This is a genomic window from Paenibacillus phocaeensis (assembly GCF_900021165.1).
GTDB classification, from domain to species: domain Bacteria; phylum Bacillota; class Bacilli; order Paenibacillales; family Paenibacillaceae; genus Fontibacillus; species Fontibacillus phocaensis.
Window position 1 is genome coordinate 12,269 of record NZ_FCOQ01000023.1, and the last position, 12,904, is coordinate 25,172.

The 12,904-nt window shown below is 53.2% G+C and carries 9 protein-coding genes; 3 read left to right on the forward strand and 6 right to left on the reverse strand.

Annotated elements, in window-relative coordinates; genetic code table 11:
• The first annotated feature begins 101 nt into the window (after positions 1-101).
• The 3 genes from BN3795_RS16310 to BN3795_RS16320 all read left to right on the forward strand — a co-directional run bounded on the left by BN3795_RS16310 (position 102) and on the right by BN3795_RS16320 (position 3,489).
• Positions 102-1,577, forward strand: coding sequence for a 4-hydroxyphenylacetate 3-hydroxylase family protein (locus BN3795_RS16310; RefSeq protein WP_068785756.1), 1,476 nt, complete (start codon positions 102-104; stop codon positions 1,575-1,577).
• Between the two features lie 207 nt (positions 1,578-1,784).
• Entirely contained in the window at positions 1,785-2,927 is a 1,143-nt protein-coding gene (locus BN3795_RS16315; RefSeq protein WP_068785757.1) for a cation:proton antiporter, read from the forward strand.
• 139 nt (positions 2,928-3,066) lie between these two features.
• Complete coding sequence (locus BN3795_RS16320) at positions 3,067-3,489, forward strand: transporter (RefSeq protein ID WP_068785758.1); 423 nt, start codon at positions 3,067-3,069, stop codon at positions 3,487-3,489.
• 99 nt (positions 3,490-3,588) lie between these two features.
• On the opposite strand, the gene BN3795_RS16325 is transcribed toward BN3795_RS16320, so the two are convergent.
• From BN3795_RS16325 to BN3795_RS16350, 6 genes are all read right to left on the reverse strand, one after another.
• Positions 3,589-4,887 carry an Nramp family divalent metal transporter gene (locus BN3795_RS16325; protein ID WP_408635040.1) on the reverse strand — a complete coding sequence of 433 codons (1,299 nt, stop codon included), beginning with the start codon at positions 4,885-4,887 and terminating at the stop codon, positions 3,589-3,591.
• Positions 4,888-5,112: 225 nt separating this feature from the next.
• Positions 5,113-6,720, reverse strand: coding sequence for a DUF3502 domain-containing protein (locus BN3795_RS16330; protein ID WP_068785759.1), 1,608 nt, complete (start codon positions 6,718-6,720; stop codon positions 5,113-5,115).
• A gap of 45 nt (positions 6,721-6,765) precedes the next feature.
• Positions 6,766-7,677, reverse strand: a complete 912-nt coding sequence (locus tag BN3795_RS16335) for a carbohydrate ABC transporter permease (protein WP_068785760.1) — start codon at positions 7,675-7,677, stop codon at positions 6,766-6,768.
• A 12-nt stretch (positions 7,678-7,689) separates the two neighbouring features.
• Positions 7,690-8,655 (reverse strand): ABC transporter permease, encoded by a 966-nt coding sequence (locus BN3795_RS16340; RefSeq protein ID WP_068785793.1) that lies wholly within the window; start codon positions 8,653-8,655, stop codon positions 7,690-7,692.
• 23 nt (positions 8,656-8,678) lie between these two features.
• Entirely contained in the window at positions 8,679-11,477 is a 2,799-nt protein-coding gene (locus tag BN3795_RS16345) for a beta-galactosidase (protein WP_068785761.1), read from the reverse strand.
• Positions 11,478-11,801: 324 nt separating this feature from the next.
• Complete coding sequence (locus tag BN3795_RS16350; protein ID WP_068785762.1) at positions 11,802-12,854, reverse strand: LacI family DNA-binding transcriptional regulator; 1,053 nt, start codon at positions 12,852-12,854, stop codon at positions 11,802-11,804.
• Positions 12,855-12,904: the final 50 nt, after the last annotated feature.

Consider the following 12,904-nt stretch of genomic DNA (forward strand, 5'->3'; position numbering starts at 1 on the left):
GACGCATGGTCCTGTTTGATTTTTCGAAGCACATTCCTGATCTCCCCTGCACTATATATAAAAACCTCAATTAATTCAGGCAAAGGGGACAAGGAATAATCATGCCCATCAAAAATGGAAAACAGTACATCGAACGCGTTGATCGGCAGCGCATCCGGCTTTGGTATAACGGCGAACGCGTGAACGTTCCGTTATCTGAACACCCTGCCTTTCGAGGGCTGATTCGGACGCAGGCTGCGATGTACGATGAGCAGTGTGAAGAACACCATCGGGATGATATGACGTATATTTCGCCGACAACCGGGGAGCGCGTGGGCTTGTCTTTTTTGCCGCCGGCGAATCTCGCAGATCTGGTCCGCAGAAGAAAGATGTCCGAGATCTGGGCGAATCTCCATCACGGTTTTCTCGGCCGCTCGCCCGACTATATGAACACGGCTTTAATGTCATTTTATACCGCCTCCTCCGCTCTGGAGGAGTACTCGCCGGAGCATGCTCAGAACCTTCGGGCGTATTACGAATACTGCCGCGAGAACGACAACACGTTATCGCATGCCTTTGTGCAGCCCCTGGCCAGCAAGATGTCCGGACCTGCAGACCGTGAAGAGTCCCTTGCCGCCAAGGTGATCGATATTCGCCCTGAGGGCCTTGTCGTGAGCGGCGCATTCCTGATGGCGACCCAGGGCCCCACCTGCGAAGAGATCCTCGTTCTCCCCACACCGACCTTTATGTTGGGGGAAGGGCCATTGAATCCCACCGCATTTGCCTTTGCGGTACCGAATGACCTGGAAGGAATGACGTTTATTTGCCGCGAGAGCCATGCACACGATTCGAATTACGACTACCCCCTCTCCAGCCGGTATGAGGAGATGGATACGATGGTGATCTTCGACCGAGTCCTCGTTCCCCGGGAACGGGTTTTTTATTACGGTGAAGAGCAACTTTGCGAACGGTTGTTTCGCGAAGGGAACTTCCATGCCTACGCAGGACATCACATCCTGACCCGGTATATCGCAAAAACCGAATTTCTCCTGGGCCTTCTGCAGGTGTTGGCTGAAGAGCAAAATATGGAGGCAGAACCCCTCTTCGTCAATCAACTCGTCAAAGTGATGGCCGGGCTGGAGAACTTGAAGGCGCTGCGTCTTGCCGCCGAAACCGGAGGTTCTTACACCCCCTCGGGTCGCTATGTTCCGGCGCTGGCTCCGCTGACGGCGGCGGGAATCCAGTTTCCCGACCTGCATGAGGTAGTGATGCGAATGATCCGCTCGATGAGCGCAAGCCAGCTCATCATGAATCCATTTGAGGCAGACTTCAACTCGGAAAACCAATCTTATCTCGAAAGTTATCTGCAGGGAATTTCTAGCGCGGCTAAAGATCGTATCGCCCTATTCAGGTTAGCCTGGGAGCTAGGCGGCGGCGCATTCGGCGGCAGACAAAACCAGTTTGAACGTTTCTTCTTCGGCAACGGAAAGACGATCGCGAATCGCATGTGCGAATGCTGCGTTGGATTGGAAGATTACAAATCGAAGGTTTTGCGGCTGATCGGCCGAGGCGAGGGGACGCAAGAAACCATGCTTTAAGTAGCTCCCAAAAAAGTCTGGCGCGTTTCAGGCGGGTTTGTTATAATAAACTTCGTTATTAAAAATTTAATATGTTGCATCTGGAGGAGCCTGTCACCAAGGGGAACCTATGCCGTTTTTCGGTATATGCTACCCGTGGTTGCAGGTTTTTTTGCGTTTGATTTTTGTTATTTTATGTAATATTAACAGTAATTGGAGGATTGTGTGATGTTGATCTTAGAACTGTCCATTATTTTGATTGCGTCCAAATTAGCGGGTGACCTGAGTGTTAGATTGAAACAACCGGCGGTTCTGGGCAAGCTGTTGATCGGAATCTTATTGGGGCCGGCTTTACTGGGTTGGATTAACGAAACCGAGGTATTGGAAGAGATCAGCCAGATCGGCGTGATCTTGCTGATGTTCCTGGCAGGTCTTGAAACGGATGTCGATGAGTTTAAACAAACGGGGAAAGCCTCAACCTACGTAGGTCTCGCAGGGATAGCCCTCCCCTTCGGGTTTGGTTATTTAGCTGGCTTGCTTCTGGGCATGCCCATTTTTGAAGCGATTTTTCTCGGGCTCCTTCTCTCGGCAACAAGTGTGAGCATATCTGTGCAAGCATTAAAAGAAATGGGCAGGCTGAAATCCAGAGAAGGCACTACGATTCTCGGAGCAGCCGTCATTGATGACGTGCTCGTCATCATCCTACTGGCTTTCGTCATGAGTTTTGCGGGCGGAGACGTCAACTTGGGCTTGGTGATATCGAAGAAGTTTTTATTTTTTGCGGTCGCCATCCTTTTAAGCTGGAAAGCCGTTCCGTGGGTCATGCGCAAATTTGCCCCGCTTCGGGTGTCTGAATCGGTGATATCCGCGGCATTGATCATCTGCTTTCTGTTTGCCTACATGGCTGAATACGCGGGTGTCGCAGCCATTATTGGTGCTTATATCGCGGGTGTCGCCCTCAGCCTGACCGATTACAAGCATGAAGTGACCGAGAAGATCGAAACGATTGGTTATGCGGTTTTCGTTCCCGTATTCTTTACTTCCATCGGCGTTAAGGTTGATTTCACCGGAGTGGCCTCCCAGATCCCGTTGATCTTTGGATTAAGTGTGCTGGCCATCGCCACCAAGCTCGTAGGTTCGGCTTACGGAGCGCGCTTGGCCAGATTCGGTTGGCGCAGCGCATTAGGGATCGGTTCGGCTATGGTCTCTCGTGGCGAGGTTGCCTTAATCATCGCCGCCATCGGTCAAGATGCCGGTCTGCTTCGAGACGAGCTTTTTGCCGTGATCGTGTTAGTTGTACTGGTCACAACGATCGTTACTCCGCCAATGATGAAGTACTTTTTCGTTAAACCGGAAAAATCCAACTCCTGAGAAAAGAACTCCGGTCTGCTAATCTCAATTCGATAATTAAAACCCGCCTCGGGGCTTAAGGTCTGGACGTTCGCCCAACCGCCCTCTCCGCGAATGCATATGATGATAATGCCTATTTAGCGAAAAGGAGCGATTGAATATGGGATTTTTTCCAACACCGGGGCCTGGCGGTGGGGGTCCAGGATTTCCAGGATTTCCGGGCGGACCTGGCGTACCGGGAGCGCCCGGGTTTCCGGGAGGTGGTCCCGGAGGGTTCCCGGGCGGCGGGCCGGGGGGATTTCCAGGGACTCCAGGCGGAGCACCTGCAGGCGTTCAGCCGCCGGCTTCTCCTCCTCCCCAATTTGTCCCGCAAATGCAGGTCAGCACCTTTGCCATCGATCCCGGCGGAATCCGACGCTGCCTATTCCGCAACACCTACGTTTGGTTAAACAACGGAGAGCAATTCTGGTTCTTCCCGGTATTCGTCGGACGGAACTCGATCGCGGGATTTCGATGGTTTGGTTTCTTCTGGGCCTACTTCGGCATCGATTTGAATCGGATTCGTTCGTTCACCTGCTTCTAAGAGGACGGACAAAAAGAGAACAGCCGACGGGCCGTTCTCTTTCGTTTTTCTATGCAATGGGATCTTACAGTAACTCCAGGCATCTTTGGGTCCAGGACTTTAAAACAGCATTTGAACGACCAGAAACAGGTTTAAACATACAACCAAAGCGGAAATGATCCAGCCCAGGGTTGTGGTGACTCGATGATTGACCAGTCCGCCCATGATTTTGCGATTCGAAGTGAACAGAATCAGTGGGATCAGGGCAAACGCTATCCCAAACGACAGTATGACTTGGCTCATTACCAGAGCGTTGGTGGGATTGACCCCCGAGATGATGATCGCCAGCGGCGGAATCGTAGTAATTGCCCGGCGCAAATACAAATTAATCCGTTTATTAATGAACCCTTGCATAACCACGTCTCCCGCCATCGTGCCAACGGAGGAGCTGGACAAGCCGGCAATCAGCAGGCCCAGCCCGAAGGAGATCGCAGTCATCGGGCCGGCGATCGTTCCGAACTGGTGAAAGGCGACGTCCAAGTCTTCAACCACCAGCCCATTTTTAAAGAACAGCCCCGCAGATACGACCACCATCGCCATATTCACCGCCCCGGCAATCAACATCGCCAACACGATATCGATCAATTCCAGCTTGAAGATCTTCTTCTTCTCCGCTTCATTTCTACCGACGATTCGGTTCTGCGTCAACGAAGAATGCAGATATATGGCATGCGGCATGACCGTTGCTCCCAAGATCCCCGCCGCCAATAAGACGCTGTCTACCCCGTCAAACCGCGGAGTAACCATACCTGCACCAACCGCAGCAAAATCCGGATTTGCCGCAATGACCTGAAAGGCAAAGGCCAGAACAACGATTAACACCATGGCTGCGATTCCGGCTTCCAGCGCGCGATATCCTCTCCGTTGCAGCTCCAGAATGGCAAAGGAACCGATCGCGGTGATTACGGCGGCCGGCAGCATCGGAATACCAAACAGCAGGTATAGTCCTAGAGCTGCCCCGATAAACTCAGCCAGATCCGTCGCGATGATAACCAGCTCGCTCTGGATCCATAAGAAGATGGATACCCCTTTCGGGAAGCGATCATGGGCGACCTCCGGCAGGTTTCTTCCGGTTGCAATCCCTAATTTGGCCGATAACGACTGAATCAAAACAGCCATCAAATTCGAAGCAAAAATGACCCACAACAGCAGATAACCGTATTTGGAACCTGCCGTAATATTCGTAGCAAAATTTCCAGGATCAATATAAGCAACCGCCGCAATGAACGCGGGGCCGAGAAACGGCAGCAACCGCTTCAGTCCCTTCGTCCGGCCATCCAGTGCAGCGTGTACAGTTGAATTATGATCGATTCCATTTGAACTAAGTTGATTAGTTTGAGGCGCAACACTTTGCTCCATCATGTCTTTCCCTCCCTTGAATCCTCCAAAGTTGTCTATATCCATTAAAGTTTCCCCAGTGCAACTTTATAGTTATAGTATATGCCTCATGATGAAAAATGTAAATCAATTTTCTTGTGAAATTGCATTTTCGCTTCAAATCTCCTGAAATTGCCGGATCGGTCCGTCCACATGAAAAAAACGGACCCGAGCACGCGGGTCCGTTCTTCTCCTGCCAAAATCACACTATTGGCCTAACTGAGCTTTATAGGCATCCAGCTGCTTTTGCAGCTCGGCTAGCACCTTGTCATAACCGGCCTGCTTCAGATTGCTGCGGAACTCCTCCACCGCTTGCGCCGGATCTCCGACTTTCCCCATCACGATGGCCGGTCCAAGCTCCCCGGTGACCTGCGAAACAGCGGTTAATTCCGCTTCCACCGGCGTTTTGTCAAATACAAATTGTCCATAGACATATGGCTTTTTGATCTTATCGTATTCGGCATATAACGTTTCTTCAATTTGATCCCAGGTCGTTTCACTTGGAATCTCAAATTTATCCATCCGGCCGCCCCAGAAATCGGCGTAGAAATTGTCTCTCGCCTCGTCATACCCTTCCGGACGCGCACGTTTTCCATCCTTAATGACATACTGTACGCCTTCAATTCCATAGTTGATTAGATGATAAATTTCTTCATTATTGCGGATCAAGTCGTAGGCCATCAATGCGCGTTCCGGGTTTTTACTGTGGGCGCCGAGGGACGTGCCGCCATGGGTAATTGACAGCTCCATCAGGTTTGTGCCGCGCGTCCGGGAGAACGGGAACATCTGCAGCTCGGAACCGGGCTGCGCCTTATCCATTTCCACGCGAAGCCCTGAGAACGTCTGCGTATGGTGTTGGTCGAGCCCAGACAAACCGGCTTTCAACGCATCGCGGTTATTGTTTTTGTTGTTCAGAGCATCTTCGCGCCAGAAGCCTTGATCCGCCCAGCTCTTCATCATCGTGGCATACTTCAGGAAGACGTCTTCGAACACCGGGCTGGTCGCGGTGAATTTCTCCTCAAATGATTTCGCTGTAAATACGGGCATGAATCCGGTAGAGATCGGAAGCTCCAGCTCATCCGTATAGGATTGCACGAATCCGCCCCAGGTCTGAGTGCCCGATGCCGCGTCCCACGGAATCACATCCGGCTTGTTGTCCTTAATGTACTTCAAATATTTCTCGATGCCTTCCCAATCCTTGATCGGTTCCGTAATGCCGGCTTCCTTCGCCCAGTCGCCGCGGTAGAAGAAGCCGTGGTTCACCCACTGGGTATAATCGTTCTCCGGGATCAAGACGATCTTGCCGTTATACTTACTCTCCTCCCAATCCTCCTTCGGGATAGAGTTCCACGTTTCCGGGGCGTATTTCGGCAGCAGCTCATCCAAATTCATGAAGGCGCCGCGCTGCGCATTCCCCCAGGTGTCCAGCCAGTCGGTTCCGATCGTAATCAGATCAATCGGCTCGCCGGAGGCTAACGCCAGATTGTATTTGGTCTGCCAATCCGCCCATTCGATCCATTTCCACTCCAGCTCGGCATTGATTTTCTCCTTCATGATTTTGTTGACTTCCGCAAGCACCTTCTCGAATTGACCGTTCTTCGGCTTATCTCCCAACACGAGATAGCTGATCTTCACGAATTTGGACGTATCCGCTCCGGGGGCTGTCTCCTGACCGGAATTTGCCGAATTCCCCCCATTGTTCGCCGTATCCCCGCCGGTCCCGTTGTTGCCGTTGGAACCGCTCCCGCAAGAGGCAAGCAGCAGCACCAACAGGCTTGCCATCACCCAAATTGAAGCTTTTTTCCATCCAACCATGCGCATATACCTCCTTCATCTATTTCAGATTGTGATGCCTCGGCCTCAGCCTTTGACAGCCCCTACGGTAATCCCCTTGATGAAATAGCGCTGCACAAACGGATAGAATAAAATCACCGGTCCTGTCGCGACGATGGCCGTCGCCATCTTCATCGATTCGAGCGGGACATCCCGCAGCTCCACGTTGGAAGCGGCCGCCGAATTGCGGATGAAATCCGCACTGGTAATGACGTTATACAGGAACAGCTGCAGCGGCCTGTATTTCATATCCGGCGATAAGAACAACATCGAGTTGTACCATTCATTCCAGTAGCCAAGTGCGATAAACAACCCGATCGTCGCCAATGCCGGCGTTGTCATGGGCAGGATCAGGCGGATGAAAATCGTGAAATCCCCGGCCCCGTCTATTTTGGCGGATTCAGTGATCGCGTGGGGAATCGACCGGACGAAGCTTTTCATCATAATAATCAGAAAGGGACTGAGCAATCCGGGCAGCAAGACGGCCAAATAGTTGTCCTTCAGGCTTAAATACTGCGTGACGAGCAGATAGAATGGAACCAGCCCGCCGGTGAACAAGGTCGTGAAATAAATAAAGAAGGAGATGCGGTTTCGATAGGCAAAATCTGGCCGCTGCAGCGCATACCCGGTCATTGCCACCAAGAACAACCCCAGTGCAGTGCCGCATACCGTGATGCCGATGGTTACGAGATAAGAGCCGATGATGAGGTCCGGATTTTCAAAGACGATTTTGTAAGAGAAAGTGCTGAACTCTCGGGGCCAGAAATTGAAGCCAAACCGCTTGATCGCTGATTCCGCCGTAAAGGATGTGCCAAGGACGAGCAGAAAGGGCAGCAAGCAGCATAAAGAGAAGAAGCCGATGAACAGGTAGCCCACGATTTTGACGATGATGCCGCCTAGATCTGTACGGATGCTCCGGGCTTCGTAAGTGTCATCCATACCTCGCACCTCCTAGAATAGTGAATTGTCAGGCGAAACCTTCTTGACCAGCCAGTTGGCGGTCATGACAACGATAAATCCGAAGACCGATTGATAGAGACTGACGGCGCTGCCGATCGAGAAATTGAAGTTGGTCATGAGGGCGCGGAACACATACGTTTCGATAATATCCGTCGTCGCATATAAGGCCGTATTGTTTGCCCCCACCAGGTTGAAGAACAAGCCGAAATTCCCGCGCAATATGCCGCCCAGCGAGAACAAGAGCAGAATGATAAAGGTGGGCTTCAGCCAAGGGAGCACAATATAGCGGATGCGCTGGAACGCGCCGGCTCCGTCGATCTCTGCCGCTTCGATAATCTCGTTATCGAGCCCCATAATGGCGGCGAAATACACGATGGATCCATAACCCGTCGATTGCCATAAATACGTCAGCACGATGATCCACGGCCAGATCCCGGCGTTCGAATAGGTTTTCACCGGATCCAATCCCAGCGAGGTCAGGATGCTGTTCAGCAGACCGTAGTCATAACTCAGCACATTGTAAGCGATCAGGCCGATCAGGACCGCCGAGATGAAGTGGGGGAGGAACATCAGGGTTTGGGTGAGCTTTTTGAACCATTTGAGGCGAATTTCGTTGAGAAACACGGCGACGATGATCTGCAGCACGTTCCCAAGCAGGATAAAGGCCAGATTGTAGACCACGGTGTTAAAAGTCAGCCGCCACAAATCGCCGGTCATCACCAGGAATCGAAAGTTATCAAATCCGACGAACGGACTCCTGAAGATGCCATCCGTGTAGTTATACTTAATGAAAGCCAGATAGAGGCCGGGCATCGGCAAATAAGCGAAAATGATAAAGAAGATGATGGCCGGCAAACACATCAACAGCAGCGTCTTGTTGTTCCATAGCCGTCTGAACCGCTCATTCCGAATCCGCTGGAGCTGCGGACGCTTGTGCACTTTGGGTGATGTCGTCATCTCCATGTGCCTTCTCCTCCCTTCTATACGGAGATAAACTCAAGCTTATCCAATCGGCCCGCAGCCTGCTCATTCACCGCCTCGAGGAAAATGGACAGCCGCGCCCCTCCGCGATGAAACCAAGGCCCTGGCAGATAGAACGAATCCGGGCTGCCGCCGGTCATCGTCGGCCTTCCCGCACCCCCGGGCAGCCACAGCCGGCCGACGATCTGCTCATCCAGGAACACCGTCAATTTCAATCCTGTCCCTGTCGCATGAACCCTCCAGCCTTTGCCTTGATCCGAATTATCGATCGAAGCGAATAACCAGCCCACCTCTCCTGGAGCAAGTGTCAGCGGCATTTCCTTCGGATCGGCCGAAGCCGCAGCCTCGTCTGCCTCCGCCTTAAGCTGCGCCTCCTCTGCAGCGGCAATCGAGAACTCTGACGCCTCGAGGCCTTCGTAGATCAGCACTTGTCCGGCGCTTTGGCCCATTGTACGCTGCAGGTAGACCTCCAGTTGCAGCACTTGACCGGGGATGACATAAGGCGTCAGCTCGATAAAAGGATTCAGCGGATGGATGGAACCGGCGTCAATTCCGTTCACCCAAAGCTGGGCATCCCCTTGCAAATTTCGGAAATGCAGGGTCCACGAACTCCAGCCGGCCCCAGGTACAAATGTGTTGCGGAACAGGTGCCGGGAGGGATGATCCGCAGACAACCAGTTGCCAAATCCAACGAGGGGCAATAAGGATTCGCCCAGCCTGTCAGCCGGATTCTTCCCCGGGATACCGCCCTTCGGATCCACGCGCCAATTGGCGGTGATGTCGTGAACGTCCGTGATGACTGCAACCCCCTTAATCCCCTTGAGCGCAGGCAAACGCAAGGAGGGCAGCCGGATGTCGTCGAAGTTGCTGTGTCCCCAAATCTCCACACGCGCCTGGATCTTGGCTATATCCCTTCCGCTCATGGGGATAAATACGCTGCCTCCCCCTGGGCTTAAGGTGCCTGCATAAGTCCCGTCGGTATACAGCGACACCACATCGCTTGCTTGACGAACCAGGAGACCCTGCAGCCTGTGCTCGCCGCGGATCCAATTCGTCTTGCCCTCATACCAGGCGTACCCCCGATAGACGCCCAGCCGTTCCAGGGCATCCGGCTTTGAGCCTGTCTTTAGAACCGACACCGCTTGCCGGGGCGGCCTCCATCCCTCCCCGGATACAAACTGCCATGCGACCGCCGGCGGCGATTCTGCCTCGCGCGGTGGCGATGGGAGCGCAGCTACCGTCATCGTACCGTCCAGGTGGATCGTTTCGGTACGAAGCGCTGTCATTCGATTGGTGACGATTACCGTGAGTTGCCGGCCCCCCTTCAGTTCGAACCGGCAAAACGCCGTCTCCGCACGGGACAGATGCAGTTCCCATTGCCCCCCGCCGCCTGAGATGTGCATTCCCTCTGCATACGGCTCATGTACCGCCTCGATGGCAAGCGTGATCTTGCCGTGATTCCCCTCCATATGAAACGCGAGTACAGCCCCGTCCCCCTGTTGTTCCGCCATATAGAGCTCCGCCGTTGAGGAGATAACCCTTCCTGGCAGTCCCCAGAGGGACAACGGAACCTTCGCCGGCAGCGCCATAGACCGGGAAGCGGCCAAGGTTAATCTTCCGGTTGGGGGAATCCCTGTATCTTCGTGGTGAATCAATTGAATTTGCTTCGGACGATCCTCCCCGTTCGTGATGAAAATCAGCTCTCCGCCGCCCTGCAAGCGCAGCACATGCGGTCCATACACGCCTTCTGTTTCCCCTTCGGCGGACCAAGTGCCGGATGCCGGCTCGGCTTCTGCGATCGCCGGACCGTAAGCGCGGATCAATCTGGAAAGAAGCCTGCCCTCCCAGGCTTCATCGCGGAGATGGCCTTCCGGAGAGATCATGCCCCCGAAATCATAATCCGAAGTTAGATAAGCCAGCGGTTTGCCCCAATTGTTAATCGCGTTGGTGAAGCCGAAATTCGTGCCCGATACCTGCAAGTACGGTCCAAGCAGCTTCGCCCCGGCCGACAGCAGTCTGCGCAGCAGGTAATGACTCCGGTTCGTCTCTGTGACAAGCAACGGATGCCCCGCTTCATGAAGCAGCTCCCGATAATGCAGAACCTTGCGCTCAAACTGGGGATCGCGGTCGTCGGGATAGAAATTGCAGGTCGGCACAACGCCATCCGTCAACCCGGATGCCTGCAACAGGCCCCCTTGCCCGGCACAGGCGATAAGCGGGACGGAGATTCCATGCGCACCGGCCATGTCCCGCAGCGCTGCCATATATCCTGCGGGATCGGAGCAATCATAGAAGTCGAGTTCGTTGTCCAACTGAACGAAGAGGACACGGCCACCACCCGTGACTTCATGGCGCTGAAGAATCGGCAGGATCTGCGCATACCATCTGGCCACATGTTGCAAAAATACCGGATCGTTGTCCCTGACCCGCATCGCCGGCTCTTTGGCATACAGATAAGATGGCAGTGCGCCTCCGTCCCATTCGGAGCAAATGTACGGACCCGGACGGGCAACAACCCATAATCCGGCTTCGCTTGCGAGGCGCAGAAAGGTATCCGCGTCCCGCATTCCGGTGAAATCCCACACCCCCTCTTGGAGCTCGTGGAAATTCCATGGGAAGTAGACATCAATACAGTTGTACCCGACATCTCTGACTTGCTCCAGCCGCTCCCGCCACAATTCAGGGGGAATCCGGAAATAAAAAAGCGAAGCGCAAAGCAGGATGACGCTTTCCCCATGAATGCTGACAGCCTGACCGGATAGACTTACGACGGATTCAGATTCGATACGCGTACTCATCGCGGACCCCTCCTAGCTTCTGAGATCTTTCATATGCAATTTTAATGAATCCCCTTTCATGAAACCCGTTACATTTTATGCAATACAAAATAAATGAAACGGGTTTCACTTAGAAAAACCATAAATCTGTTGTTCAGCCTGTCGTTCGGATGAAAAGCTTGTCTTTGGAGTTGGTAGTGAAAGAAGTTTGCGTTCCTTGCCATTTAGGAGGGTAAAAAAAGAAGAATATAGACTACGAGTGAAATGTAAGGGCTTTCGCAGTTATTCTAGCCCAGCCGGATTTGAGTTGTCAATCCCTTTTTTTGCCGCAGGGCGTTGAAGCTCTTAACTCTTGTTAAGAGCCGCGGTAGACTCGCGAATGACCAGCTTGGGCTTCAGCAATGTGGTCTTATTCACTTTGGATTTCGTAATCATTTGGTGCAGCACTTCCCCGGCGGTTCGCCCCAGTTCATGGGTGCGCAGCGAAACGGTCGTAAGCTCCGGAATGCTGTTGGAGGCAAACGGAATATCATCATAACCGATGATCGACAGATCCTCGGGAACGCGCAGCCCCGCCTTGACAGCCGCCTTCAGCACACCGATGGCCACCAGGTCGTTGAGGCAAAATATCGCGGTCGGCCGCTTTGGCAGCTCCAGCAGCTGGTTCATGAACTCCGTGCCGCTGGCAACGGAGAACCCCCCATGAAGCACCCGGTTTTTGCGGATTTCAAGGCCGGCCTGCTCTACCCTTTTGATAAAAGCGGACGTCCGCTGCAATGTATTGGACATATACCGGTAGCCTCCCACGATCGCGATGTCGCGATGCCCCAGCTCAAGTAGATGCCGGGCAGCCAGTTCTGCACCGTGCCGCTCATCCACAGCCACCCGGTTCAATCCCGATTTGGGAAGCCGGCCGTTTACGAGAAGAACAGGGAGTCTTCTCCCGATTTCGGCAACTTCTTCGACAAGCTGGGCATCCGGCTTAGCCAAATCGACTCTGCCTCCCATCATTACGATCCCGTCGACCTGCTTCTCGGCCAGTGCGTATAAATATTGCGATTCCCGAATGTATTGCTCCGCGCTGTCCACACTGGCCGATACGGTATCGCAGAGGAAATAAGTGTATCCTCGCTTGCGCGCTTCCAGATCGAAGCCGGACAACACTTCCGGGAAGAAGGGATTCGTAATATCCGGGAGAATAAGGCCGATCATGCCCGTTTCTTTCTTTGACAAACTTCGCGCCAGCGCATTGGGTTGAAACTGGTATTTGCTGATAAGCTCGTTAATGCGCTCGCGAGTCTCTTTTTTGACCGGCGCCGTATTGTTGAGCACCCTGGAGACGGTTGCGACGGAGACGTTCGCTTCCTTGGCGATGTCGTATACGGTAATCGGTTTCATGAATTCACCTGCCCGAAATTAGTAGCACAGAACATCCCAAGTATATCAAA

Excerpts from the sequence above, each read along its gene's own strand:
- BN3795_RS16330 (WP_068785759.1), bottom strand. The coding sequence starts at position 6,720 with ATGGTTGGATGGAAAAAAGCTTCAATTTGGGTGATGGCAAGCCTGTTG.
- BN3795_RS16345 (WP_068785761.1), bottom strand. The coding sequence starts at position 11,477 with ATGAGTACGCGTATCGAATCTGAATCCGTCGTAAGTCTATCCGGTCAG.
- BN3795_RS16310 (WP_068785756.1), top strand. The coding sequence starts at position 102 with ATGCCCATCAAAAATGGAAAACAGTACATCGAACGCGTTGATCGGCAG.
- BN3795_RS16315 (WP_068785757.1), top strand. The coding sequence starts at position 1,785 with ATGTTGATCTTAGAACTGTCCATTATTTTGATTGCGTCCAAATTAGCG.
- BN3795_RS16325 (WP_408635040.1), bottom strand. The coding sequence starts at position 4,887 with ATGGAGCAAAGTGTTGCGCCTCAAACTAATCAACTTAGTTCAAATGGA.
- BN3795_RS16350 (WP_068785762.1), bottom strand. The coding sequence starts at position 12,854 with ATGAAACCGATTACCGTATACGACATCGCCAAGGAAGCGAACGTCTCC.
- BN3795_RS16340 (WP_068785793.1), bottom strand. The coding sequence starts at position 8,655 with ATGACGACATCACCCAAAGTGCACAAGCGTCCGCAGCTCCAGCGGATT.
- BN3795_RS16320 (WP_068785758.1), top strand. The coding sequence starts at position 3,067 with ATGGGATTTTTTCCAACACCGGGGCCTGGCGGTGGGGGTCCAGGATTT.
- BN3795_RS16335 (WP_068785760.1), bottom strand. The coding sequence starts at position 7,677 with ATGGATGACACTTACGAAGCCCGGAGCATCCGTACAGATCTAGGCGGC.